A 25,860-nucleotide genomic window follows, 5' to 3' on the forward strand; every position below is an offset into this window, starting at 1 on the left:
GTGCCCGAACCGGGTTGAGAATGGTGGAGTGGTGATTGCTATTCTCAGAGACGGAGTTTTCTGTCTTCTAAAGGGGGGGGGGAGAATTTTCTAGTCTTCCATGGAATGGTAATATATCGTCCGTGGTGTGTTGTCGTCGGTCAGATGAAATGGCACTGCCTTGCTCCGCATGCTTAACGAGCGACCAAAAGCAGTAGAGCCGGAGGTAGTTCTGGCAGCAATGCGCGTGGCCTCTATGGGGAAATCACTTAAAGTCTTACAGAAACTCTCTTCTGTGCAAAAGGCATGTATAAATCAAGGCACTATTGAAGATTTAGTTCTCTCTAGCATGAGTGGGATGGGTGTCCGTATTTTCTTGGGTATCCTCGGCATCTTCTTGCTCCTGTCGCTCCTGTTTTCTACAGTAAAGTCGTTTCCACTCACCGGCAGCGTTTTTTCTTCGGCAATTACGGCCATCGATCAAGATGGGAACCAGATGGCTTTTGCTGAGGTCTACCCAAGAGAACCTACGCTCGTGTACTCCTCTACCCAGCAGCAGACACTCCTAGCCGTACAGCACAGGCCTGTTGCCTTAAGGGATGCATTTGAAGCCCTCAAGGCACAGAAACCCCACACCACTGCGGCAAGCCGAGGCTCCAGGATCGCACAAAAAACATTTCATAGTAAATACAATATTCCCCCTCCATTAATTGCAAACACCAACGGAGCTGTTGCTAGGATATTCGGAGTGCCGCTTCTAATGGAGATTTATTCTTCCCGGCGGACCCTTTTTACTAACAAGAACGGAGAAGTAGTTTGGAAGTCGGCTCAAGGCTGCGGCACGCAGTGGTACGATAGAAGTGCAGACAGCGTTGGATTTTTTAGCAAAAAAGGCCTTGACGCGGGGGAAAATTCCAGACCCCCAAAAGATTGGGTTGATAGCTCAACGGTAGAGCAGCGCCCTTTTAAGGCGTTGGTTCTGGGTTCGAATCCCAGTCAACCCATGTAATTTGCCTCCAGGAAGAGGAAGGGGTAAGAGAAAATCGGTTTGAACTTTGTAAAAGACACCAGTGCCACACTAGTAGGAGATCCACTACAGCATTTTCCATCCCCTCCAGGAGCAACAGTACTTCCAAACGGACAGGTTATTTATTGCGTATGGGCGCCGGATGTACCCTTGGTCCGAGTAAAGGTCCTTAGCTCCCAGAGAGGGAGAAAAATGCATATCCTTTCCCTTCAGCGGGATAGTAAAGGATTCCACACGGGATTGGACCAAGTAGGGAAAGCAGGAGATGCTTACTTTTATTATCTAGAGGGCAAAGGGAGCTACCCAGATCCGGCCTCTCGTGCCCAACAGGCAGATGTACATGGCCCTTCCCTGGTTGTAGATCCAACGAAATTTTCGTGGTTGGATAGTAGCTGGCGGCGACCTCCTTTTAGAGATCTCATAATTTATGAATTACACGTTGGCACCTTTACTTTAGAGGGGACATTTCGAAGTGCGTGTGAACGTTTTTCCCTGCTGAACGAACTGGGAATTACGGCCATAGAGATCATGCCGATTTCTGACTTTCCTGGGAGAAGAAACTGGGGGTACGACGGTGTTCTCCCTTACGCTCCAGCACGATGCTACGGAACACCCGACGACTTTCGTGCATTAGTCAACTGCGCACATGCGCACGGCCTTGCTGTGATCCTAGACGTAGTCTATAGCCACCTTGGGCCGTCTGGGAACTATTTTTCTCGCTTTACTCCACATTACTTCAATCCACGCCACCATACCCCCTGGGGAGATTCCATAAATTTTGACTCAGAAATGTCTGGTCCTGTTCGCGAGTTCTTTTTGCAGAACCTTCTCTACTGGATGAAAGAATTTCACATTGACGGGTTTCGGTTGGATGCCACGCATGAAATACGGGACGACTCCCAGAATCACATCCTTAGTGAAATGTCAAAAGCAGTCCACAGAAATAATGGCTATATAATAGCAGAGGATGAACGCAATCTTGAGTCTTTGCTCTGCAACTGTTGGGAAGGGGGTATGGGATTTGACGCAGTATGGGCAGACGACTTTCATCACACGTTACGAAAAACTCAGACAGCTGAAAAATCCTCCTATTTTGCTGATTTTGACGGCTCACTTGCAGAGGCCCTTTCTGTCTTGGAAAATGGGTGGCTGTATCAGGGACAAATTTCACGGCGTACTGGTTGCTCCCGAGGTACACCATGCCGGCATTTGCCTCCAAGTCAATTTGTGCACTGTATTTCCAACCATGATCAGGTTGGGAACCGGGTGCTAGGAGAACGCTTATCTCAGCAAATCTCTCCTCCTGCGTATCGCGTTCTTTCCGCTTTACTTTGCCTCTCCCCCTATACTCCTCTCCTTTTTATGGGACAAGAGTGGGCTGCGTCTACCCCTTTCCTCTATTTTACTGATCATGATATAGAGGTAGGCAAGAAGGTCACGGAAGGCCGTAGGAGGGAGTTTTTAGAGTTCCAGAAGTTTTCAGGTTTCATTCCCGGAGAAACAACTCCTGATCCCCAGATGGAGGAATCTTTTCTGAACTCAAAACTTCAATGGTTTGAATCTCAAAAAGATAAACATGCAGAAGTACGTGCTCTCTATACTGAGTGCCTTCGTCTTCGCCGCTATATCATTCCCATTCCTGCTACGAGAAACAACTGGAGTATCCACCGCCTGCCATGGGGAGCGGGAGCAATCCATTATAGGGGAAGAAAAGCTGACTGCCTAATAGTCTTTGATCTTATGGGGGGGAATGCGGGAAACTTCGACTTCGGTGAGAGAAGGTGGTCACTCATTTTTTCTACGGAGGAAAAACGTTTTGGTGGCAAAGGGGATATAGAATGTACCCCTTCTAAAAGAAGGATCGCTTTTTCAGAAAAGGGGTTAGTGGTACTTCTTTCCTATGTGCTTCAGGGATCTTTACGATAGAGAACTGCAACGGGCAAGCGTGTTAAAATGTCCGAGATTTGTATCTCCTGCTGATCGCAGCGATACGACTCCTCCGTCAAAATATTTCTCCAAGAGCCGATAAATGATCCTGAGACCACCCTTGTTTCAGACCATGCACAGCCGTCACATGGCATTAGCCATAATTTGGCTGTTAGGCGTGGAACAACAACAAGAAGAGTCATGCTTTCGTGCCGGCGCAAGAAGGAAATAATATGATCTTTTCGCAATCCCAGTGATAGCAAGGGCTGATAGTCTGCCATGCGAAAGAAACTGGCATATCTGCGGCGAAATTGTAACAAGCGCTGAATGATAAAGAGTTTGATGCGTCCATTTTTCCATTCAGAAAGTAATTTCTCAGGGGAGGTTGTCGACAGCGATTCTAGGAGCTGTTGACGTAAAGTGTAATCTATCTGGCGACGGTTATCAGGGTCGACAAGACTGAAATCCCAAATTTCGGTACCTTGATAAAAGTCTGGAATGCCAGGTACCGTACATTTCAGGACTGTTTCAGTAAGTGAGTTCCAAGCACCAAGGCGAGCAATTTCTTCAGCAAGAGGCATGAATGCCCTTTGGAAAGCAGATCCTGTCTGAGAATCCAAGATTTTTTTGATAAACTGTGCTACCGCTTGCTCCCACTCTTCGTTGGGTTGGGTCCAGCTGCTATTTACCTTTCCTTCCTTCAGAGCCTTCACTAGATATTTCTGAATCCTGGCAACAAACTGCTCCCAGTCTTCAGAGAAAGTGTCCAGTGGCCATACTCCTAGCAGGGTTTGATAGAGAAAATATTCCTCGTTAGGAGATGGAGCCATTTCATCTCCCACTTGGACCAGGAATTTCTTATTAATCCGCTTCCACCTGCGAACAGCCTCGCGCCACTGGCCTGGTACTTCGGAAATTGCAGCGATTCTAGTTCGTGCGTCTTCGCTGCGTTTAGTGTCGTGCGTGGAGGTGGCAAGCAGCGTATGGGGGGTATGCAAGCAGCGCTCATGGTTGAGCCGGTGGAACTCGGATAGGCTCAAACCCAATGTATCTGGATTTCCTCCTACTTCATTGACTGCAATGAGACGGTTATAAAGATATAGGGTTGTATCTTCTAGTCCTTTTGCTACTACCGGTCCGGTGCACTGCTGAAACTTCATTATGAAGTGGAAGTGGGCATCGCGCTCTTTAGTGGAGAGCCCTTCCGGTAAGTGCACGAGGAGAAGCCTGCGAAGAAAATCGAATGCAGTCTTATCAATGGCGGGATTCCTTCTACGTGCCATCTCTATAGCACCTAGAATAGAGCGTTCTTCACACCCTGACGGAGGATGATGGGTTTCCGTTATGTAGGTACGGTAGACTGGGAAACAGGCAATAACCTCCCGGATAGCATTCGTCAACAGGTTACGGGTACAATCCCGGTAATCTCTGTAAAGTTCAGAAAGCCTATCAAGAAGTCTTCCTAAAGAGAATATTTCGCTCTGAAAAGAAGTTTCCATAACCAACCGCTTTTTCTCATAGAGGAGATCAGAGAAGGAATCAGAATTTCCGATAAAGCGCTGATAGGTTTCAGTAAGATGCGCTGCCGCAGTTGTATCGGTAAGTAGATGTACCATCTGATTAGCAAAGTCGTAACCTGTGGTTCCAAAAACTGGCCAATCAGAGGGGAGTTGCTCATGGGACATGTTAATTATTTTCTCCACAACTATGTAGAGTGGAGATGAAGACTGGGGGAGACTGGCGTAGTAGTCTTGAAGGCGGCCTAAGTATCCCTTTGGATCCCATAGGCCATCGATATGGTCGATTCGTAATCCAGTCACGTCACCACGAGCAAGAAGTCTGAAAAGAAGCTGGTGTGAAGCTTGAAATACTTGAGGAATTTCTACACGGAGAGCAGCCAGGCTGTTAACGTCAAAAAAGCGGCGGTAGTTAATTTCTTCGGCTGCCATGCGCCAGTAGCCTAGCCGATAGGCTTGGAGTTCCAAGAGTTGGTGGAGAGCGTCAAATGTTTCCGGAATGTTGGGATTACCTAAAAATTCAGCCACTGCGAGGTCCACGGCAGACCGTATCCGTGAATCACCCTGAATAAGAGTTTCTAGCTGCGCTCTGGCTGTAACGCTTGAAGGAGAGGCACTTCTCAATCGATCAATAATCTTGCTGAGCTGAGTAACATTCAGGTCTTGAAGGTAGCAAAGACTCCGCTGCAGGATTACAGGATAGGTACTTGGACATACCGGGAGCCTAATGGCGGAATGTCGATACCGAATGAAGAAACTCCCCCCTTCTCGCTCCAAGGTAAGATCGCCATTTTCTAAGGTTTTTCCATAGCGGTCGTTCAGGATAGGAAGCACAACTTTCTCGGAAAGGACTTCTTTATCTGGGTGCCAGTCAATATCAAAGTAGTTTGCGTAGGCTGAGGCAGGACCCTTTTCCAGCACATCCATCCACCACCGATTTAAAGACTCGTTGATACCCATGTGATTAGGTACAAAATCGAGTAATTGCCCCATTTGATGCCGGTGTAACTCCGAGATAAAATGCTGGTAGTCGGAGGTGCCACCCAGTGCCGGGTTTAAGGCGTTGTAGTCGACAATATCATATCCGTGTGTGCTTTCTATCCCAGCCTGAAAATAGGGAGAAGCATAAATGTCTGTAATACCTAGGTTATGGAGATATTCTAGGATCGTGGCGGCATCTAAGAAGGTAAACGCACCGTGGAATTGCAGACGGTAAGTTGCTGAAGGGATACGGGAACTTGAAGTTGCTACCAGGGACACATTTTCGTTTCCAGAGGTGAATTTGCTCTGACCCTTAAAAAACAAGTCATCCGTAGATTCTTTTCTTTTTGGAAGTTGTCGCACAGTCTCTTTTTTCTCTTCCACTTGCAATGCCGCCGCGGCATGCTGCTTTCCTATCCAACAAACTATTCGGAGACTTCTCCCCATGTGAGACTTATCCCTTCTTGTTGCCTTCATGGAAGAGAAAGCTAAGCATGTGGCAATCAAAGCACCGTAGCGTGCGGCCTTTCTTTCCCCCTTTCCTGTCTGCAAAGAGACCCTAGGTGCATTCTATGACTGTTTTGTTGCTTCTGTGAAGGTTGTTTTAGCCCAGATATTGCATACTCTCTATGCAAGGATTTAGGACGCGAAACAGGGCCATCAGTTCTCTCGGAGAACTGCCACCGTGAACCGGCAGTCTGCTACCAGAGCACCTACAACCCCTGGCCAAGGGTTGATTTCCTTCACATAAAGCCCTTTCCCTTCTCGATACACCCGCCAGGGACGCGTATCTGTCTCTATCTTGATTTTTTGCAGCCCTGGAGTTATCCCCTCACCAGCCAGCTTAACAGCGGCTTCTTTTCGGACCCACATGCGAAGAAAGACCTTCTGGCGATCCTCCTTAGGGCAGGACGCCAAGGCGAGACATTCAGAAGAATGAAAACATCGGCTGGCAATCTTACCTACAGAAACGGAACGATTGTCTTTTTCTATGTCTAGACCTACAAAAAACCAGGCAAATGCTACAAGAACCCTTTCACCTGTATGAGAAAGGCTGAAATGGGGCCCCTTCCTCCCAAAGTACGGCTTTCCACCAGGAAGGTATCTCAAGCATACCTCTCTGAGCATGCATCCCCGGTAGCCGCTAGCAATACGCCGAACTATAGCGTAGGTATCCCTCCTTCCGGTAAAGAACCATCCCCATAGATGGACCTCCCCAGATCCTAAAACCGGGACATTTTCCCTCGGGATAGGGAGACGCCTTTGGATACTACCCAAAACCCTCTCACTCTTGTACTTGAAAGGAAAAGCCATGTAGCAAGAACGCCGAACCCTCCTCTCCGTGAGCTTAACTGTAGACAGGTAACCGGTAGGTAGAGATATTGAGAAGCAGAAATATTGTCAAGCCCTCTCCAAAGGAAAGATCAATCACTTGAAATGGATTTTATGGTTCTTGCTGGAATACAGTCAACAGCTTTAGCTACATCCAATTTTCCCTGGACCCTACTTCTAGGATTGTAGTCGAGTCCGTTTTAGGGAAGACTTGCCCGATGTGTGAGTCTTCTAATCTAGAAAACGCCCATATGGAGGAACGAGCAGAACGTGCTGCAAAAATCATCGGACAGCCAGAGAAGTACAAGATCTGCGAAGGTTGTGATTCCATCCTAATACTTGAGGCAGCGACTTGCCCTAACTGCCATAGCTACCGTTTTAACACTAATGTAAGCGAGGTAGTTACACATGCGCAGTTCCTTGCTAGCCGAGTACAAACCAGCGTGGCACAGGAGGACATGTACTAATTAACCAGGTCGGGGTATAACATTGGCGGGAGGAAGCCCCGAGTTATCTGGAAAGGATGCCGCCCATCACTTCAACTGAAAGAATGTCCTAGCCGTGGCGGTAGTCTGTTGAGCAATGGTGCTAAGGCTTTCCCCACGCACCCGTGAAATAGCTTCCGCTACTGTCCGGACGTGGGCAGGTTCGCACCGCTTACCTCTGAACGGTACGGGCGCAAGGAAAGGGCAATCCGTCTCCACCATATAAGCGTTATGGGGTACTTGAGCAACCGTATTTCGTACAGTTTCAGCATTATTAAAAGTCACTATCCCCGTAAAAGAGATAAGATGGCCTCCTGCAATAATCTCACTGGCTTGCTCGATTGTTCCTCCAAAGCAATGAAAAACCCCCCGCAGGCGTCCAGAATAAGGAGTAAGGAGACGCCATGTGTCTTCCCATGCGTCCCTTTGATGGATAACTACGTTGAGACCAAGTTGAGTAGCCAGATCTAAATGCTGTAAAAATACCTTGGCTTGGAGGGATTTATATGCCTCGTCTGCGGCAGTGCCATCTACTTCTTTTGAAGACTGACCACGACAGGGTGTTGTAGTCTTACTGGGAAGACAATGAAAATCTAGTCCAGTTTCGCCGATAGCAACAACTTTAGGATGTGAAGCAATTTCTTGAAGTGGTTTGAGGAAGTCTTGCTCCTCTTCCTCAACACTGGTCGGGTGAATCCCAACAACCGCATAAAGGGAAGGAAATCTTTCTGCGAGAGACACTGCTCGCAGGCTACTTTGAAGCCCAGTTCCAATACTCAGTATGCGCTGAACACCTGCGTCAGTCGCACGAGCGATTACTTCTTCTAAATCTGAAGTATACTCTAACTCATTTAGGTGGGCATGTGTGTCAATCAACATAGAGCACGGAATACATACCCATTTCTCCATAGTGGTGAAGTTGAATTGACTTTCACCATTGGACTATTGAGCTTGCCCAAGTCAGCCCTCCACCAAAAGTGACCATTAAAACGTAATCGCCAGCTTTAAAACGTCCATTGCGGTTAGCTTCATCGAGAGCTATTGCTACAGCAGCAGCTGAGGTGTTTCCAAATCGATCCAAGTTTATATACACCTTTTCCATAGGAACCTTCAATCGGTCCGCGAGCACTTCAATGATACGGATATTGGCTTGGTGTGGAATAATGCACTCGATATCAGAAATAGCCAGTCCAGCCTGTTGTAAAGCATAAAGAGCAGCTGACTGCATGGAAGTGATAGCAAGTTTAAAAGTCTCCTTTCCATTCATCCGAATGGTGTTAAAACGCTTCACGAAGTTTTCAGGAGTCACAGGTAGAGCACATCCCCCCCCCGGCGTGCATAAAATATTCCCATAGTCTCCATTACTCCTCATAAACGTCGTAATGATTCCCCTGGATTCCTTTCTATACTGTAGGACAGCTGCACCCGCTCCATCCCCAAAAAGGACACAAGTGTTGCGATCGCTCCAATTCACCAGGGAACTTAACCTGTCTGCACCAACTACAAGCACAGTGTCATATGTAGAGGTACAGATAAACTGCCGTGCAACTTCCAGTGAGTAAAGAAAGCCAGAACAAGCTGCAGAGATGTCGAAGCAAGCTGCGTGCTTTGCCCCAAGCAGGCGCTGGACGTGGCAAGCAGTTGCCGGGAAAAAGGTATCTGGGGAAACAGTTGCAAGGACAATCAGGTCAATTTCGTTAGCTTGCACTCTGGCCTGTTCCATAGCCTCTCGGGCCGCCTTTGCAGCCATATGGCTAGTAAACTCATCTGATGCGGCGATGCGGCGCTCCTTGATGCCAGTACGAGAAGTAATCCAAGCGTCACTTGTATCCACAATTTTCTCTAACTCAGTATTGGTAAGAATTCGCTGTGGTACATAGCTGCCTGTTCCAATAATAGAGGCTGTGCGACTTAGTGGGGAATATGGAGGCAGATTTACCACTGCTTATTAGAAACATTGAAAAACGTTAACAACGTCGTTCTTCTCTCCGTAGAGGCCGGTTGATAACTGGCTTACGTTATACCACTTTATAGTGCTTAATTGCCTCAGTGATGCGCGGGTTAATGCCCTGCTCAATGAATTCAGTAGCAACACGCACCGCATTCTTAACAGCAAGTGGGCTGCTAGCTCCGTGGGCAATAATGCAGATTCCATTGACTCCCAACAATGGGCTACCACCATATGTTTCATAATTAGTCTTATTCCAAATCGTCCGGAAGGCATTACGTACCATGTAGGCCCCCATTTGATGTAGTACGCCCTTCTTTAACTCACGTTTAAGCCAGTGAAAAACTGCAGCGGCTGTGGCCTCACAGGTCTTGAGGACTACGTTACCGGTAAAACCATCACAGAGTACCACTTCGACTGGACATTCGAAAAGATCATGTCCTTCCACATTTCCACGGAAATTCAACTTAGTAGATTTTAGGAGTTTAAAACTTTCCTTGATTAAGTCACTTCCCTTTGCATCTTCCCCACCAATAGACATTAAACCAACTGCCGGATTAGGAAATCCTAATACGTGCTTAGAAAGAACAGTGCCCATAACGGCATATTGCAGCATGTACTCCGGACGCGCCTCAATATTAGCGCCGGCATCAATTAGAACGCAGACATTATGCTCCGTAGGAAGATAGGAGGCAATCCCAGGACGTTCAATGCCTTTGAGAGTCCGCAATTTAATGGTCGTGGCGGCAACAGTAGCTCCAGTATGACCGGCGCTGACGAGCGCATCAGCACTACCGTCTTTAACAAGGTCAACCGCCATGGAAACAGAAGAATTCTTCTTACGTCGAACGGATTCTGTAGCCGAGTCTGACATTTCTACTACCTGGGTGGTATGAACGACCTCTACTCTCCGATCTCTACAGTTTTTTTCCCCTAAATGTCTAACAATCTGATCTCTGTCGCCAACCAGAAAAAGTTTGGAGATTCTGTGGTACTCACGTAGGGCTAGAATGGCGCCGGAGATAATGTTGGTCGGGGCATAGTCACCCCCCATTGCATCTAGAGCAATCCTCATAGAATCAAGAGAGTAGCAAAGATCTTTAGAAGACAACTCTCAAATGTTCGAATCTGGGTGGTTCTGCAGGGCACTCCCAAGCCCTGATCATCAGACGGCATCTATTTTCAGCACGTAGAACCGGCTTACCTCTTACCTTTATAGTACCCACAAGAAGGGCACGCAGTATGAGGTAGGACTCTTGCTCCACACCGCAAGCAGGAAACAACTTTGGCAGCCCTCCAGCGATGTGCTGCCTTACGTGTACGCAAGCGCATCTTGGAAGTTTTTCTCTTTGGGACTCCCATAAATCAGCTGTCTTTCAACGTTAGGGTTTTTAGAATCAGCCAGGCTGGCAATGGCGTTCGATCGTTTTGTGTAGACACAGCAGAAAGCTCAGCAGGACCCGGACGGGACGCAGACCTACACCTACATCTAGGGTAGCCCGGGACCAACAGAGCAGGGTATTCTCTCGTATAAAGGGGGTCAAGTCCATGCTTTTCTTACCGGCTAATTTTCTATCTGGAGAGAGCAATTATCAATCTGTCTCCTGTACGCTACAGGGTACGAAGATATGTGACACACTGCAAGCACGCCACAAAGTCAGGCTGCCTTTCGCGGAAGGTTTTTTCCTTGGAAAAGACTCCACTCTCAACGAGCAAGCCAGCGGGCCTATGTATAGGAGACACTCCAGATTCCTCCAACTCTCGGGAGCTAAGCTGTACCTTCTTCCCACAGTCCATTTGCTTGGGACTAAGAGGCAATTGACGGAGAAAAGATTTCATTTGCGCTGAGCATAAATCTTTTTTAGCCGCGTTGCCACGGCAGCTGAGACAAATCTGGAAACGTCTCCCCCTAGTAGGGCAACTTCCTTGACTAATCGAGAGCTCAAATAGGTATAATCCTCCTGAGGGGTCAAGAAGACAGTTTCTAGCTTTGGGCAAAGATGGCGGTTCATGAGGGCCATTTGAAATTCAAACTCAAAATCCGAAACTGCCCTTAGGCCTCGGATGACCACCTGAATCTGGTTCTTCCAAGCAAACTCAGCAAGGAGTCCCTCCAATATTAGAACACGGACTGGATGGATACCCTTGTGCAAGGACTGATAAACCAACTCCGCCCTTTCCTGAGCAGAAAACAGAGGACACTTCGAATCATTCACCGCGACGGCCACAACAATTTCTTCGAACAGTTCTGCTGCCCGATAAATGACATCCAGATGACCATTGGTGATGGGATCGAAACTCCCTGGATAAAGAGCGCGTTTCATTCCCATTCGATAGTAGCGGGCGGCTTACTGGAAATGTCATAACAAACTCGGTTAACACCGCTGATCTCGTTGGTAATTCGGGATGAAATCCTGGCAAGCAAACTATAGGGAACTGGGACCCAATTAGCTGTCATCCCGTCGAGGCTTTCTACTATACGTATAGCAATAGCACTTTCATACGTGCGTTCATCTCCCATCACTCCTACTGAACGTACTGGCAGTAGGATGGCAAACGACTGCCATACTTTGCAGTACCAGCCAGAGATTCGCATTTCCTCGGTAACAATAGCATCGGCACCACGCAGAATATGCAGACGTTTGCGAGTTATTTTCCCCAGGATGCGAACCGCAAGTCCAGGTCCTGGAAAGGGCTGGCGATAGATAAGCTCCTGAGGCAGCCCTAGCTTTAGGCCAACCTCTCGCACCTCATCCTTGAAAAGGTAGCGTAACGGCTCTATGAGCTCAAACTCCATCTGGGGTGGAAGGCCCGCTACATTATGGTGGCTCTTAATTAGAGAAGTAGGGCTATTAGCAAGTGAGGTACTTTCGATAACATCCGGGTAGAGCGTTCCCTGAGCAAGATAGCGAAACGGATGCTTTGATGAGATCTGGAGCTGTTGAGCAGTTAATTGAAATACCCGCACAAACTCGTTACCAATAACTTTCCGTTTTCTCTCAGGATCGATTATTCCCTTGAGGCGGGAGAAAAAACTCCCCGAGGCGTCCACCATTTTGAGCTGGATACCATGAAAGTTACAGGTGAAAAGCTTACTTACCACCTGGGATTCTCCGGTACGCAAAAGGCCATTGTCTACAAAAACGCAGGTAAGCTGTTTTCCAATAGCACGCTGCAATAGGGTGGCCGCAACATAAGAATCTACTCCACCGCTTAAACCAAGCATCACTTTTTCTTTGCCTATCTTTTGCCTTAACTCTTTGCAGACGCGTGCAACAAATGCCTCCGCCGTCCAATTTGGGGTACACTTGCAAACCACGGTCAGAAAATTTTGTAGAATGTCTTTTCCGCAAGATGTGTGGGTAACCTCTGGATGAAATTGTAGCCCGTAAATGTGCCTTTTTTGGAAGGCAATCGCGGCATAAGGGGAATTCTCCGTTCTCCCAACAGCACAAAATCCCTCTGGGAGAGAAACAATCTTATCTCGATGGCTACTCCAGACATTTACCTTATCCGGAAGTCCACGAAACAAAAGGCAGTGGTGGTCCACATGGAGAACTCCGGGACCATATTCACGGCGAGAAGATTTTTCCACAATTCCGCCAAAATCTTTGGCTATCATTTGAACGCCGTAGCAAATGCCAAGGATAGGAATACCTAGTTCATAAATCTTCTTGTCGAGGCTAGGCGCTTCTTTGGAGTAAACACTGGAGGGCCCCCCAGAGAAAATAATGCCTGAAGGAGCAGTTGCTTGAACCTGAGCTATACTGACATGATAGGGAACTATTTCTGAGTAGACATGGCATTCTCGAATGCGACGAGCAATAACCTGAGTATATTGAGAACCGAAATCAAGGATGAGAATGTTAGAAATAACGCGCATTCCGATGTACCAATCTAAACCCTAACTTAAAATATATGAAGTTCTTCTTATTCTAACCCATGCTTGCCGATTGGCGTTGAAGCAAAGTAACTCAAGAAAGAGGCTTTCCAAGCTGCACCCTAGATGTCCTCCTGTAAAGCTCTGATAAAACAAACCCATCAAAGAGTGTGGGGGCTGCTTGCCACTGCATCTGCCTCTATCCCTGGCAGGGGGGCCTTGCCTCAAACGTCCCCTGGCGGCGGCTTCCACAGCGAGTTGGAAGGCGCCAGGCCATCTGTACAGGATCTCCCGCCAAAACTGCCACAGCCGTGTTGACTAAAACAGCATCTGCTCCCGTTTCAATAGCTTCAGCGGTATGGCTTTGCGATGCCAATTCCTCCAAGCTCTTGGCTAAAAACTGGATCGGCGCTTATATAAGCAAGACAACGAATCCTTCTTGAGCAAGACTTTCTGCAGCTAGAAATATCTCCATGGGATCTGGAGGTAGGTAGCGAGGATCAGGACGGATTTCAAGTTTGGTCCACTTGGATAGTCCAGCGGAGGCAGCAAGACGAGCGAAGCGAATCGCTTCTTTTGGATTCATGGCTCTCCGCTCTTGTTAGCGAGTACAAGAAAACGTCTGGAGTCTATGTAGTTAAGGACAGTGGCAAAGGGGGGGATCTTTCTTTCCGGATAGGTGTGTCGACCACGCCGGAGCGCTACTATCGCAATTTCTACTCTACTTGCCTTATAAAGAGCTTTCTGCATCTCAGCATGAGAGGAAAACTTCCCCGTTCTCAGTAATAGCCTGGATCGAAATTGCTTTCCGGCGATTACCAAAGGGATGTTTTCCATAAGCCGCTTAAGGAAGCTCTACTACAGCTATACGAACAAAAACATATAGGCAATACGACACAGCCGTTAGCCGCGCCGACACACGGAATCATTCACATTCCAACCTGTTGAGTCCGGAATGAATGGAATAGCCCTGGCCTTCATCGTTTAGGAATGTGCCTCTAATGTCAGTGGAGAACAAGCAAGAGCTCTCCTGGAAAGTCCAGATCACCCTTTGAAGGGCATAGCCTGGTGCGTAGAATGCGGCATGGTCGCCTGCAGCGCTGACGTATAATTAAATATCCCCCTTCCACTTCAACAAGACTCATCGTGCGATGTGGGTCTCCATCTAACTAACCACTATGGTGGCGAATACATTCCTTACAGTTAAGCAATTCTTCTTTTGCCTATAGGTTAAAGTTTGGCTAGTCTGCCAGGTCCGTAGCGCCTGTAGCTCAGGGGATAGAGCAGTGGATTTCTAATCCATTGGTCGCAGGTTCGAATCCTGCCAGGCGCGCGCCACCTCTACTCTCTATTTGTTGTGTGTGGGCTTCCCCATGGTAATTTTGCCTCCCAAATTGTCATATTTACGTCAATCCGGCAAAGGGATAGCTTGACAGCTATAGGAGTAAGTTCCAGCTTACCTTTCGATTTAGCTAAACTCCGGTATGGTAGATCTGCTTTGGCCCTTACATCCTCTCCAATTAAGAGGATACTGTCCCTTTCCTCCGGTTGCCCTCTTGGATCGGAAGTAGTGCAAGCATGCCAAAATCCATTGATTTTCTTAACGACGATGCCGTCTGGCAAACCACCCATGCCTCTGATATCATTCTGTAAGGAGTATGACTTGAGCTTCAAGTTTTGAAGTGCCGTCTTTTCTTTTGGTATGCAAAAGTTTTTTCAAGGGCGGATCGTTGTTACCTGCGGACCTGCTTTTGAGCCTATCGATGCAGTTCGACGTATCACTAATTTTTCGACTGGAGAACTAGGAACACTTTTATGTAACCACTTAACTGGAAAAGGATGGGAAGTATTCTGTCTACGCGGAACGGGTGCTACCTATCCATGTCCGCTTTATGCCAATGTTCTTCCATTCTCAACTAATATGGACCTGGAGAAATGTCTTAACCAGTTATCGGTTCTCCCTAACATAGTAAGCGTCTTTCACGCAGCTGCTCTTTGCGATTTTCGTGTGGTTCAAATAGAAAACAGTTATGGTATCCAAGTCATTCCAACGAAACTGGACAGTCGCTCTGGAAGTTTGCGATTAACTCTAGAACCGACTCCAAAAATCATCCGACAGCTTCGGAGCTTGTTCCCTCACAGTTATATTGTGGGATGGAAGTACGAACTAGAAGGCCTTCCTGAAGAAGCTCTGTCTAGGGGATATCAACAGATTACAGAAAGTGCAACAGACGCATGTATCGTCAATGGCCGCGCTTTGGGAAATAATGGCTTTGCCTTTCTGGAAGGAAGGGAAACTTCGCTCCTCTTTCCAACGAAAATCCAGCTCTGCCTTTACTTGGGCCAACGGCTATCGCACCTTACCCTTTCTTCATAGCAAGAGCAAAGGCGATGGGTAGATGCCCACATTGTCCACTTTTTTTGGAGCACCACGTAAGTCAGGTGGCAGTGTAACTGCAGTAACAAGAGTAAGGTACCTATGGAACGAGATCCACCGTGGTTTAAGACTGCAGTTATCTACGAACTGCATGTGCGTTCGTTCTGCGACAGCACAGCCGACGGAGTCGGTGACTTCCAGGGGCTATGTAAAAGGTTAGGATATTTGGAGGATCTAGGAATAACGGCTATTTGGCTTCTTCCATTCTACCCATCGCCTTTACATGACGATGGTTATGATATCTCCGATTATCTGTCAGTGAATCCAAGCTACGGTACACTGGATGATTTCTGTAATTTTTTAGCAGCAGCCCATCGACGAAGGTTGCACGTCATTACAGAGCTTGTTCTGAACCATACATCGGATCAACATCCCTGGTTCCAGCGTTCACGTTTGGCACCCCCTGGATCAGTTGAAAGAGATTTCTATGTTTGGAGTGATACTACTGAACGTTATGAGGATGCACGTGTCATTTTTAGTGATTTCGAAAAGTCCAACTGGTCTTGGGATCCAGTGGTGCAAGCTTATTATTGGCATCGGTTCTATTTTCATCAGCCGGACCTAAACTTTGACAATCCCTCCGTTCAAGAGGCGGTCTTCAATGTAGTAAACTTCTGGTTGGGGTTGGGAGTTGACGGGTTAAGGTTGGATGCCGTTCCGTATCTCTTTGAACGGGAGAGCACCTCGTGTGAGAATTTGCCAGAAACACATGCCTTTCTTCGGCGCCTGCGTCAGCACGTGGATGAAAAGTTCCCCGGACGTATGCTCCTGGCGGAAGCTAACCAATGGCCAGAAGACGCAGCCGCATATTTTGGGGCAGGAGATGAGTGTCATATGGAATTCCACTTTCCCCTTATGCCACGGCTCTTTATGGCGTTACAGATGGAAGACCGCTTTCCACTAACTGACATTTTCGATCAGACCCCTGCTATTCCAGAAAATTGCCAGTGGGCCATTTTTCTTCGTAACCACGACGAGTTGACGTTAGAGATGGTTTCTGATGAGGAAAGGGATTACATGGTGCGTCTTTATGCAGAGGATATCCGGGCCCGTATTAACTTGGGCATCCGTCGCCGTTTAGCTCCCTTGCTGGGAAACAATCGCCGTAAGATCGAATTGATGAAATCCCTTCTGCTTTCACTGCCTGGCACTCCCATTTTGTACTATGGAGACGAAATCGGTATGGGAGATAATTTCTATTTGGGAGACCGTAATGGAGTACGCACGCCGATGCAATGGAGCGCCGACCGCAATGCTGGGTTTTCACGCGCTAACCCCCAGCAGCTATTTCTACCTATTATCATAGATCCTGAGTTTCACTATGAGACGGTGAACGTAGATGTGCAAAGAAGGAATCTTTCTTCACTCTTCTGGTGGATGCGGCGCATCTTAGGAATTCGCCAAAAGCATCCGGCATTTTCCCTTGGAGGTATCCAATTTCTCTCCACAGAGAATTCTAAGGTATTAGCCTATCTCCGCCGGTATAAAGAGGATCAGGTCTTACTTGTGGTAGCCAACCTCTCACGTTATTCCCAGGCGGTTTCCTTGGATCTTTCTGAATTCTGCGACCGATTTCCGGAGGAGCTTTTTGGCAACACACGATTCCCTATCATTAGCAATCTTCCTTATCTTTTTACTCTTGGACCACATGGGTTTTATTGGTTGCAGCTACACCCCCTTTCTGTAGAAGAGGAAGGAGTGTTAACTGAAAATGCTCCCCCACTGCTTACGGAGGCGGCTGAATGGACGCCAAAGCTCCACCATGCGCTAGAGCGCACAATTCTACCGCACTATATGCAAAAGTGCCGCTGGTTTGGGGAAAAACAATCGGCGTTACGGAAGATTCGCATTATGGAGAGCTTTTCCCCAAAAGAAGATCCGTACACGCAAATCCTCTTGATAGAGGTGGCCTTTACGCAAGGACACACCGCTATTTATGTAGTTCCACTGACCATCAGAAATAAGGACACTAGCGACATCAGCTCCCACTCCACTGTAGCTAGCTTCGCAAGCGGTGAAAAGCTTTTGGATGCACTGTGTGTCCAAGAGGTGCGGCAACATTTTCTCAATCTCATCGCACAAAAACAAACATGGCGCTGTGGAACTTCCCGGCTTTTCGGCATAGGAGAGGATATTTGTCCAGAACCTTCCCTCTCCCGATTGTTTGGAAGTGAACAATCTAATTCATCACTAGTCTTTAATGAACAATTTAATTTGAAGCTTCTACGCCGATATGAAGCTGGTCACAACCCTGATGCCGATCTCCTTCGAGCATTGGGAGAAGTGGGGTTTTCACATGTGCCACGCTACTGCGGTGAAATACGCTACACGGGCAGCAGGCAACAGGGAACTATTGCATTACTCACTGCTTATGTTCCAAACCAAGGAGACGCCTGGGTATACACCCTGGACTCACTTGGACGCTTCTTTGAGGGTGCACTCGCAGCGCCATCTCTAGAAGAGGGAAACAAAATGCTTCCAGAACTTATGGCCGGTTATCCAGAGCGAGTGTACCAACTTGGCCTGCGCACAGGCGAGCTTCACCGATGCTTAGCAACACTCCCAGGGACAAATTTTACACCAGAACCTTTTACTAATCTTTACCAGCGTTCCCTTTACCAAACATTGCGCAGCCTAGCACGCCGGACTGAATTAGACTTGGCCAGCAAGACCCCTTATCTTCCGGAATCCCTTCAGGTGCAAGCTAAAAGTTGGATTGCAGCAACACCCCGCCTGCTTGCATTTTACGCAAGGCTCCTCGGAACAAAGATATCTGCGAAAAAAATTCGTGGCCACGGGGACTACCATCTGGGTCAAGTGCTTAATACCGGCAAGGATTTTGTTATCCTAGACTTCGAGGGGGAGCCGTGTCGTCCGCTCGGAGAACGGTTGCTCAAGCGCCCCGCATTGGTTGATGTTGCTGGTATGCTACGCTCGTTTGATTATGCTGTGCAAAGTGCATTGCTGGCCATCGAACGCCAGGAGGATCACATCCGGCTTGCTCCCTGGTGTGATCTTTGGAAAAACCACATTACATCCGCGTTCCTGGAAGGATACTTGGCTGGCGTTGCTGGAGCCGCTTTTCTCCCTCGGACAGAGAAAGATTTTACTTTTCTTCTCAAGGTTTTTCTTCTCGACAAGGCACTCTATGAAATCTGGTATGAACTGAGTTACCGTCCTGACCTTCTCGGCATACCACTCTGTTCTGCCTGTCAGATGCTTCAAGCAGTTGATGAATGGGGAGGGGTTATTACAGAGACCTTTAACCGCTTCACTGAAGCAGTGAGGGCAGAAGACGCTGCTGAAAAGGCTCCGGAGTAGCCTCGCGTTTTTCCAAAAAACTCATTGACTGACTATTGTCTCTAGCATGTCACACATAGCGTGCGTGGTGGGCAGTTATACTTCTCGCATGACCCCCCAGTAATTGCCCGACAACGAACGTACTGGGATAACCTGTGGAAACTTAACGCTGGTTTGTCCGGAGCAGAGAATTGAAGGCCTGCCTGTGTAAAGAAAACCCTCATTACTGGAGCATTTGTGTCTAGGGCCTTTTTTCTCCTTTGTGTCATTCTAACAGCCAGAGTTTAGGCCACGATTCTCGTAATTGGATTATTACTGAACTATTAAGGTAGCTAGCGTGTACAGCAATAGGGACTGGATGCACCGAAGGTGTCGAATGCATTTTTTGCAATATCCCCTCGCGCACTACTTGGTTGTAAATGGTTGTAAACAAATCACCCTTTCTTAGGAAAGGCTCTTTCAAGGGATCGTTCATAGGCTAGATGTTAAAGATATATTCATTAGCACTTCCACTCTAGGCGGTTAAATAACCGTTTAAGAGAGGTGTAGACTGGATACTTAGGTAGGGTATAAGGTTTGTCCCGACAGGAGGATCAAATGAAGAGCAACATTTTCTACTAGGGAATTAACCCTCAGATTAAGGAAACTGCCTGGGACTCAGATTGAGAGAATAGCAGGACACTGTGGTCAGAGTGAAAACACCTAGCGCCCTCCGGTAGCCAGGTAAGTCGACTAAATGGAAGAAGCATTACCCCGAAGTAGAGGAAGCTGACTTGGATGACTATTCTGGATCGCTATCTTTTAAAAAAGTTCCTGACCCCCTTTTTTTACTGCGTCATAGGATTCACCATGGTTTGGTTTATCTTTGACTTGAGCGACAATTTGTCCACCTTCCTAAAGGGAAGGGCTAGTTTCTCTCTTAAGCTCCGGTATTATTGGTCTCAGCTTCCCGCTACCCTTGTGCTATCTCTCCCTGTGGGCACTCTCCTTGCACTTCTATATAGTTTGTCTGCAATGTCTCGCAGTAATGAGATCATTTCCATGCTGGCTGCTGGAAAAAGCGTGTTGCGCGTGTTAGGTCCACTTCTGACGGTGGGTCTGCTACTCGTCGGGGTGACTTCCTATTTTAATTGGTCCACTGCCCCGCATGCACGGCATATAAAGAGGCGGATGCTAAATGAAATAAAGCAGGGGGGTACTACCAAAAACAGCTATGTCATGGCTCACATGTTCCGAAACCGTCGAGACCACCGGCTGTGGTTCATGCGCCGTGTCCTCCTGAAGCAGGCTAAATGGCAGGTGGAAGATTTGCAAGTCGTTCAACAGAACGCTTGCAGTGAAGTCACTGAGGAATGGTTTGCCAGGAAAGCTTCCTATGATCCCTTCAAAAGGAACTGGACTCTGTCGCAGGTGCGACATCTAAAGTTAGATCCACGGGGAAATATCTTGAAGAAAATTGACTCTGATCGGCTGACTATCTCGCATTGGAGCGAGACGCCACAACGTATTGCCAGCCTGATTACAAATCCCGATTACCTTTCTGTACCAGAATTGCGAGAATATCTTGCTCAAAATTTAGATTCTCCCTCAGGTCGCCTGGCTCCCTATCGTACGCACCTGGAATACCGTTTCGCGCTACCCTGGCAAGCAATGGTGGCCATCCTTCTGGCTGGGCCGCTTGGAATCGTCTACTCGCGCTACAGTCTCTTTCGGGATATCACCATAGCGATTATTCTTTTTTTCTGTCTGATCTTTTTGGATAAAGTATCCATTGCCTTGGGGGAGGGAAATCACGTTTCCCCGTTTGTAGCGGCTTGGGCCCCCCTCATAGGATGTTCTATCCTTGGTTGCTGGTTTCTATGGCTGCGTTCTACTAACCGGGACATCCCTAGCTTGAGGAATGTCGAATAATGTCCTAATACAAAAGATGGCACACCTACACAAAATGAACGGAACTAACATCGCCTGAATAGAATCCTTCATTTGGATGATATGGATAGAGTAAGTGCTTAGGATCCGACCTCAAGCAGAGGGCCTTATTGCTTTTACTTTTTATAAATATCCAGTTTCTGCAGAGTCTTCTGTGGGTTCTAGTGTTTGTCAGCCAGCCTGGTAGAAATTGTGCTACTTGCTGACAGAGTTAATTCTCAGTAGGACTTAGCAAAAAGGGCCAGTTGGGAACTTGGTTTACCAGTGAAAATGCATATCCCTGATTCTTTAAAGGTATTGGAAGGGATACAGCGGAGGGTGACCTTAAGATCCGTCTTAAGTTTCTCTTCAATGTTTGAAGAGTCATTCCAGTAAGTTAGGGCAAATCCTCCGTGAATTTCAGGCTTTTCCGTGTTCCGAGGGGTAAAAAATTGATAGAACTCCCTTTCGGAATTAATATAGTGGGTGTGCGTCTCGCAAAAGTTTGTAGCGCGAGTTAGTAGGTTTGCTTGAATGTTGGCAAGAAGGTGGGGTACCTCTGCTAGGGCCTGGTCAGCTGGCAAGAAGCATCTCTCCTCGGGAGAGAGATCCCTCCTGGAAATGGCAACGGAGCCTGTCTCCAAGTCTCGTGAACCCAATTCGAGGCGTATGGGGACTCCCCTCTTAATCCATTCCCATTTTTTTGCCCCGTTCCCCAAGTTGCGGGTGTCAAGTTCCACACGGATGGGCTGATTGCAGAAATATCTCCTGCGAAGTTCTCTGGCAACTGACTCTGCACGAGTGAGCACCAGGGCATGTGTTTCTCCTTTAGAAAGGAGAGGTATGACAACTACTTGCGTAGGTGCAATCCGTGGGGGCAAAACTAGACCGTTGTCGTCGCTATGCGCCATAATGAGAGTCCCAATCAGTCGCGTGCTGACCCCCCAACTAGTAGTCCAAGCATACTCTAACCGTCCGGAGCGCGATTGAAACCGAATACCTGAAGCGCGGGAAAAGTTCTGCCCAAAAAAATGGGAAGTCCCAGCTTGGACAGCTCTGCGGTCTTGGGCCATGGCTTCGATGCAGAAAGTGCGTACAGCACCCGGAAAGCGCTCAGAAATTGTCTTTTCTCCACTGATCACAGGCAGAGCTAGGTAGTCTCTAGCAAAGCTCTCATAGAGAGATAGCATTCCTTTAGTCTCTTCAGTTGCCTCAGCTTCTGTTGCGTGGACCGTGTGGCCTTCTTGCCAGAGAAATTCAGCAGTCCGCAGGAATAAACGAGGCCGCATTTCCCATCGGACCACGTTAGCCCATTGGTTAAGGAGAATAGGAAGATCGCGGTAGGAGTGGACCCATCTAGCAAAAGTGGATCCGATAATGGTTTCTGACGTAGGACGCACTATCAATGGCTCTTTGAGAGGAGAAGTAGGAATCAACTTACCACCATCATATGTTTCTAAACGGCAATGGGTGACTACTGCGCATTCCTTAGCAAATCCCTTGACATGTTTAGCCTCCCGCTGAAGATGGCTGAGTGGAATAAGCAGGGGAAAGTAAGCGTTGCGATGGCCGGTCGACTTCAGCATGTAATCGAGTGCCGCCTGTATATTTTCCCAGAGTGCATATCCCCACGGCTTGATAATCATGCAGCCGCGCACTTCAGAGTTCTCTGCTAAATCAGCAACCTGGATAACCCATTGATACCATCCAGAAAAGTCTTCTTCACGGGTGGGAGAAATCGCCTGTCGTGATTTCATAAAGGGCCTTCAGCTCCATGGAGGGGATAAAATCCCCCCTGTTTATCAAGGATGGAAACTTCTAGAGCAATCCTCATTGCACCTTCTCCAAGTACCAGCTCACAAATTTTTTGATTCCGACAGGGATGCTGATTTGTGGTTGGTAGCCGAGCAACCTACGCGCCTTTGAGACATCTGCACATGTGTACGGCATGTCACCATTTTGTTCGGAGAGTGGCCGTATAAGCGCCTTTTTTCCGAGAGCTTCTTCGATGGTCACTATGAGCTCGTTGAGGGTAGTGGTACTACTCTTCCCAAGATTAAAGACCTCAAAGACCTCTCCCTTGTAATACAGAGCCTTCAGTATTCCTTGAATGACATCGTCAACGTAAGTGTAGTCGCGTTGTGTAGTGCCGTCACCAAACTTTTGAATTGGAACTTCTCTAGAAATAGACTGAGTGAACTTATAAATGGCAAGATCTGGACGTTGCGCCGGGCCATATACAGTGAAGAATCGTAGGCAAACCACGTGTATGCCATGGAGACAAGCAAAATCTCTGCAGAGCTGTTCAGCAACGAGCTTGCTAGCTGCATAAGGGTTAAGCGTTTGCGAAAGGGTTATCCCTTCGGAGAAGGGAACCTTTTCTTTCAGACCATAAACAGAAGAACTTGAGCCAAACAAAAACTTGGGTACACCTGCTCGGTGCGCTGCCTTTAAAAGCTGTAACGTACCGTCGACATTTGTCTTCAAGTAGAGCGTTGGATACTGAACAGAGGGACGTACTCCAGCGTAAGCTGCAAGATGAACCACGGAGTCAAAATGCCAACGCGTAAAAAGCGCACCTACGGTAGCCGAGCAGCAGATATCACCCTCCACCACTTTAACTTGACTCGAGAAAGAGGAAACATTCACGAGTTTAAGACTCGGCGCATAGAAGTCATTAAAGTTATCTAGAATGACCACTGCATGTCCCTCCTTAGACAAGGCAGACACCAGATGCGAACCTATAAACCCCGCACCTCCTGTTACCAACACCCTCATGCTAAGGAGGATAAAAAAACCGTGGGAAATAGGGCAAGCTCTTTTCCTAAAGACTACTTTAAACTTTTGCTGAATTTAGGAGAAATGGTGTCCACGCTCCTTCTTGCGGAAGAAGCGCCAGGTTTTCTCCGAAAGTAATTCAAGTGAGAGAATATGTTAGCTTTGTGTTAGCTTTGACAGGCAAACAGAATCTTGCTAGCAGTGGGGCTGTTGTATGAATAGCCAAATCCTTGAGGAAGCCTTTAGGAGGGTTGAGAACGCTCCGGTCCTGATTAACATGATTTCCAAGCGCGTGCGCCAGTTGAACGCAGGTAGCCGCCCTATGGTAGCGGTTCGATCAGGTATGGGACTCTCTGATGTGGCCCTTTCTGAAGTAGCGGCTGGGAAGCTTGGAGTTCCGCAGTATCCTACCAGTCCTGCAGCCGTGGATTAAAAGTGCCTGGCTTGTTTGATTTTGCGTTGATAGGACCGTACTTCTTCCGCCACTACTGCTGGTGGAGTATATGACGGTGCTATTCTTCTAAGTGTTCGTGAAACTTCATATCAAGGATATTGTTACCAACCGCAGAGCCTTACAAAACTATGCAGTTCTGGATAAGGTGGAAGCTGGAATCGCTCTGGTGGGAACGGAGGTGAAATCCATTCGCGAGAATTTAATTAACCCTCAGGCTGCTTATGCGAAGGTAGAAGGGGGGGAAGTGTTTTTGTACGATCTTTTTATTCAACCTTATGAACGGGCAGGCTCTAAGCAGCATGAGGCTAAGCGCAGACGCAAGCTCCTCCTCCATAGAGGTGAAATCAATAAGCTTCTTGGCAAGGTGTCAAGAAGAGGTTACTCCTTGGTACCGTTGCGCTTTTACTGGAGAAATGCACGAATCAAGGTGGAACTGGCTATTGGAAGGGGACAAGCTTCCTATGACAAACGAGAAGTCTTGAAAAAGAGAGCCACACAACGTGAAGCAGCGCTGGAAGTAGCCTCTGTATACCGCAGATAACCTTATAGCACATAAAAAACACGCCAAAACACCACCCCCCCTTTTAAGGTATCCTGCTAATTACGACCCCCTTATTAGAAGCTTCCTTGCTCAGCCGCTCAGCCTATCCGTGCCCTTTTCGGTAGATCCAAATGCTTTGTAGGAGAGCTAAAGAGGTCATTACTGTAAACAAGAAGGTTCCCCCGTAGCTCATGAGCGGCAACGGAAGGCCCGTGACAGGCGTAACTGCAACGGTCATGCCAAGGTTCATGAAAATGTGTGCGAAAAGCATCATTGTAATGCCTAGAGCAAGCAAACATCCAAAATCATCGTCGGCTTGCGAGGCAACATAGAGGCCTGTCAGCAGCAAGAGAGCATATGTAACGACTAGGCATAGTCCACCAAGAAATCCATGTTGTTCTCCCATTACGCTAAAAATAAAATCGTTGTGGGCGGCTGCCCTTGGTAAATATCCAAGTTTGTTTAGGGTATCTTCAGCCCTAAACCCCTTTCCATACAACCCACCTGAACCAATAGCGTTCAAAGATTGGTTTATATTGTAGGAGGTATTCAGTGGATCAACGTCGGGATTTAGGAAAGTCGTGATCCGTTCTCTTTGATAAGGCTTTAGGCCGAAATATACTACCACTGGCACAGCTGCCACCGTGACCAGTAGCATAACGATTAAATAGCGCTTAGGAATACCAGCCACAAATAGCATTCCCATAAGCGTAAATCCCCACACCAAAGAAGACCCTAAATCTGGCTGTAGAAGTACTAAGACCGCAGGTACTCCTACAAGAACCAGGCTAACCATAATGCGAAAAAGTGGGTGTAGTCGATGTGATTGATGCAAGAAAATAGCCAACATGATGATACCCGTTACAATCGCAAGGCTCGAGGGCTGGAAGCTAATAGAACCGAGGCTAAGCCAACGGCCACTGCCATAGACGACCTTAGCGCTCGAGTACGTGACCGCCAAACTTCCAATTCCCAAGAGGTAGAGCGGAAATCCACACCACCTGAGCCAGTGATAATCCAGTAGAGTCAATGTGAGGAAAACGGGCAAGGAGACCAGAAACCACGCAATTTGCAAATTGTAAAAGCGCAAGTCTCGCATCCAGGTTGCGCTGTAGATGGAATAAATGCCGTAGACCCCCAGCCCCAATGTGAGGGTCAGCAAAAGCCAGTTTAGTCCGAGAAGTTTCTTGAGAAATGGATGCATGCAGGAAGCTTTTGGTCTATCCATTTTTGGGGAGTGGAAAGGACTACTATAATTCCGCTTGTAAGGGAAAAACAAATGGACCGGACAAAACATCTGTTGGTTCTCGGATGACTCCTTTCCTTGCATCAACTTGGGAATACCGCATGATTCGTAACGAGCGACG

General features: G+C 47.6%; 21 protein-coding genes, 2 tRNA genes and 1 pseudogene. 10 read left to right on the forward strand and 14 right to left on the reverse strand.

All coding sequences use genetic code 11. From position 1 onward, the window contains the following. The first annotated feature begins 911 nt into the window (after nt 1-911). Together AMD24_RS02895 and treZ are read left to right on the forward strand one after the other, a co-directional pair. A tRNA-Lys gene (locus AMD24_RS02895) sits at nt 912-983 on the forward strand. 44 nt (nt 984-1,027) lie between these two features. Next, a complete protein-coding gene (gene treZ, locus AMD24_RS02900; RefSeq protein ID WP_062100583.1) occupies nt 1,028-2,932 on the forward strand; it encodes a malto-oligosyltrehalose trehalohydrolase in 1,905 nt (634 codons plus the stop codon). Here treZ and treY read toward each other — a convergent pair. Both treY and AMD24_RS02910 read right to left on the reverse strand, forming a co-directional pair. Beyond that, a complete protein-coding gene (gene treY / locus AMD24_RS02905) occupies nt 2,914-5,877 on the reverse strand; it encodes a malto-oligosyltrehalose synthase (RefSeq protein ID WP_062100584.1) in 2,964 nt (987 codons plus the stop codon). The genes treZ and treY overlap by 19 nt on opposite strands. A gap of 213 nt (nt 5,878-6,090) precedes the next feature. Then, complete coding sequence (locus AMD24_RS02910) at nt 6,091-6,744, reverse strand: 4'-phosphopantetheinyl transferase family protein (protein WP_062100585.1); 654 nt, start codon at nt 6,742-6,744, stop codon at nt 6,091-6,093. A 236-nt stretch (nt 6,745-6,980) separates the two neighbouring features. Here AMD24_RS02910 and AMD24_RS02915 point away from each other — a divergent pair, with 236 nt between their 5' ends. Next, nucleotides 6,981-7,229 (forward strand): hypothetical protein, encoded by a 249-nt coding sequence (locus AMD24_RS02915; RefSeq protein ID WP_062100586.1) that lies wholly within the window; start codon nt 6,981-6,983, stop codon nt 7,227-7,229. A gap of 66 nt (nt 7,230-7,295) precedes the next feature. On the opposite strand, the gene AMD24_RS02920 is transcribed toward AMD24_RS02915, so the two are convergent. The 4 genes from AMD24_RS02920 to rpmF form a co-directional block, all read right to left on the reverse strand. After that, nucleotides 7,296-8,126, reverse strand: a complete 831-nt coding sequence (locus tag AMD24_RS02920) for a TatD family hydrolase (RefSeq protein WP_062100587.1) — start codon at nt 8,124-8,126, stop codon at nt 7,296-7,298. Nucleotides 8,127-8,178: 52 nt separating this feature from the next. Further along, on the reverse strand, nt 8,179-9,189 hold the full coding sequence (locus AMD24_RS02925) for a beta-ketoacyl-ACP synthase III (protein ID WP_235503176.1): 1,011 nt from the start codon (nt 9,187-9,189) through the stop codon (nt 8,179-8,181). A gap of 76 nt (nt 9,190-9,265) precedes the next feature. Continuing rightward, entirely contained in the window at nt 9,266-10,270 is a 1,005-nt protein-coding gene (gene plsX, locus AMD24_RS02930; protein ID WP_062100588.1) for a phosphate acyltransferase PlsX, read from the reverse strand. 125 nt (nt 10,271-10,395) lie between these two features. Continuing rightward, the gene (gene rpmF, locus AMD24_RS04350) at nt 10,396-10,557 is read right to left on the reverse strand and encodes a 50S ribosomal protein L32 (RefSeq protein ID WP_082383032.1); all 162 of its coding nucleotides are present in this window, start codon (nt 10,555-10,557) and stop codon (nt 10,396-10,398) included. Here rpmF and AMD24_RS04435 point away from each other — a divergent pair. Beyond that, on the forward strand, nt 10,481-10,693 hold the full coding sequence (locus AMD24_RS04435; protein ID WP_062100589.1) for a hypothetical protein: 213 nt from the start codon (nt 10,481-10,483) through the stop codon (nt 10,691-10,693). The genes rpmF and AMD24_RS04435 overlap by 77 nt on opposite strands. A gap of 337 nt (nt 10,694-11,030) precedes the next feature. Here AMD24_RS04435 and coaD read toward each other — a convergent pair whose 3' ends face one another. The 4 genes and pseudogenes from coaD to AMD24_RS04460 all read right to left on the reverse strand — a co-directional run bounded on the left by coaD (nt 11,031) and on the right by AMD24_RS04460 (nt 13,912). Then, nucleotides 11,031-11,519, reverse strand: a complete 489-nt coding sequence (coaD, locus tag AMD24_RS02945; protein WP_062100885.1) for a pantetheine-phosphate adenylyltransferase — start codon at nt 11,517-11,519, stop codon at nt 11,031-11,033. Next, on the reverse strand, nt 11,516-13,078 hold the full coding sequence (guaA, locus tag AMD24_RS02950; RefSeq protein WP_062100591.1) for a glutamine-hydrolyzing GMP synthase: 1,563 nt from the start codon (nt 13,076-13,078) through the stop codon (nt 11,516-11,518). Before guaA ends, coaD begins: the two co-directional genes overlap by 4 nt. 225 nt (nt 13,079-13,303) lie before the next feature. After that, nucleotides 13,304-13,649 (reverse strand): annotated as a pseudogene (locus AMD24_RS04480) (thiazole synthase); the annotation flags it as partial. An 8-nt stretch (nt 13,650-13,657) separates the two neighbouring features. Next, nucleotides 13,658-13,912: a hypothetical protein gene (locus tag AMD24_RS04460; protein ID WP_062100593.1), complete on the reverse strand. Its 255-nt coding sequence runs from the start codon at nt 13,910-13,912 to the stop codon at nt 13,658-13,660. Between the two features lie 423 nt (nt 13,913-14,335). On the opposite strand from AMD24_RS04460, the gene AMD24_RS02965 reads away from it, so the two are divergent. Next, nucleotides 14,336-14,408 (forward strand) — tRNA-Arg (locus AMD24_RS02965). A gap of 8 nt (nt 14,409-14,416) precedes the next feature. Here AMD24_RS02965 and AMD24_RS02970 read toward each other — a convergent pair. Next, nucleotides 14,417-14,707, reverse strand: coding sequence for a hypothetical protein (locus AMD24_RS02970; protein ID WP_062100594.1), 291 nt, complete (start codon nt 14,705-14,707; stop codon nt 14,417-14,419). A 70-nt stretch (nt 14,708-14,777) separates the two neighbouring features. On the opposite strand from AMD24_RS02970, the gene AMD24_RS02975 reads away from it, so the two are divergent. The 3 genes from AMD24_RS02975 (at nt 14,778) to AMD24_RS02985 (ending at nt 20,723) form a co-directional block, all read left to right on the forward strand. Next, nucleotides 14,778-15,452, forward strand: coding sequence for a phosphopantothenoylcysteine decarboxylase domain-containing protein (locus AMD24_RS02975; protein ID WP_062100595.1), 675 nt, complete (start codon nt 14,778-14,780; stop codon nt 15,450-15,452). A gap of 102 nt (nt 15,453-15,554) precedes the next feature. After that, a complete protein-coding gene (gene treS / locus AMD24_RS02980) occupies nt 15,555-18,833 on the forward strand; it encodes a maltose alpha-D-glucosyltransferase (protein ID WP_082383035.1) in 3,279 nt (1,092 codons plus the stop codon). A gap of 756 nt (nt 18,834-19,589) precedes the next feature. Continuing rightward, nucleotides 19,590-20,723 carry an LptF/LptG family permease gene (locus AMD24_RS02985; RefSeq protein ID WP_062100596.1) on the forward strand — a complete coding sequence of 378 codons (1,134 nt, stop codon included), beginning with the start codon at nt 19,590-19,592 and terminating at the stop codon, nt 20,721-20,723. 236 nt (nt 20,724-20,959) lie between these two features. On the opposite strand, the gene proS is transcribed toward AMD24_RS02985, so the two are convergent. Both proS and AMD24_RS02995 read right to left on the reverse strand, forming a co-directional pair. Further along, entirely contained in the window at nt 20,960-22,477 is a 1,518-nt protein-coding gene (gene proS, locus AMD24_RS02990; RefSeq protein WP_062100597.1) for a proline--tRNA ligase, read from the reverse strand. A gap of 73 nt (nt 22,478-22,550) precedes the next feature. Next, nucleotides 22,551-23,498, reverse strand: a complete 948-nt coding sequence (locus AMD24_RS02995) for an NAD-dependent epimerase/dehydratase family protein (RefSeq protein ID WP_062100598.1) — start codon at nt 23,496-23,498, stop codon at nt 22,551-22,553. Between the two features lie 214 nt (nt 23,499-23,712). Here AMD24_RS02995 and AMD24_RS03000 point away from each other — a divergent pair, with 214 nt between their 5' ends. Together AMD24_RS03000 and smpB are read left to right on the forward strand one after the other, a co-directional pair. Further along, nucleotides 23,713-23,931: a DNA-directed RNA polymerase subunit omega gene (locus AMD24_RS03000; RefSeq protein ID WP_062100599.1), complete on the forward strand. Its 219-nt coding sequence runs from the start codon at nt 23,713-23,715 to the stop codon at nt 23,929-23,931. 97 nt (nt 23,932-24,028) lie between these two features. After that, nucleotides 24,029-24,493 (forward strand): SsrA-binding protein SmpB, encoded by a 465-nt coding sequence (gene smpB / locus AMD24_RS03005; RefSeq protein ID WP_200906702.1) that lies wholly within the window; start codon nt 24,029-24,031, stop codon nt 24,491-24,493. Nucleotides 24,494-24,596: 103 nt separating this feature from the next. On the opposite strand, the gene AMD24_RS03010 is transcribed toward smpB, so the two are convergent. After that, nucleotides 24,597-25,697, reverse strand: coding sequence for an FtsW/RodA/SpoVE family cell cycle protein (locus AMD24_RS03010; RefSeq protein WP_062100600.1), 1,101 nt, complete (start codon nt 25,695-25,697; stop codon nt 24,597-24,599). Nucleotides 25,698-25,860: the final 163 nt, after the last annotated feature.

The organism is Candidatus Xiphinematobacter sp. Idaho Grape (genome assembly GCF_001318295.1).
Lineage (GTDB): Bacteria > Verrucomicrobiota > Verrucomicrobiia > Chthoniobacterales > Xiphinematobacteraceae > Xiphinematobacter.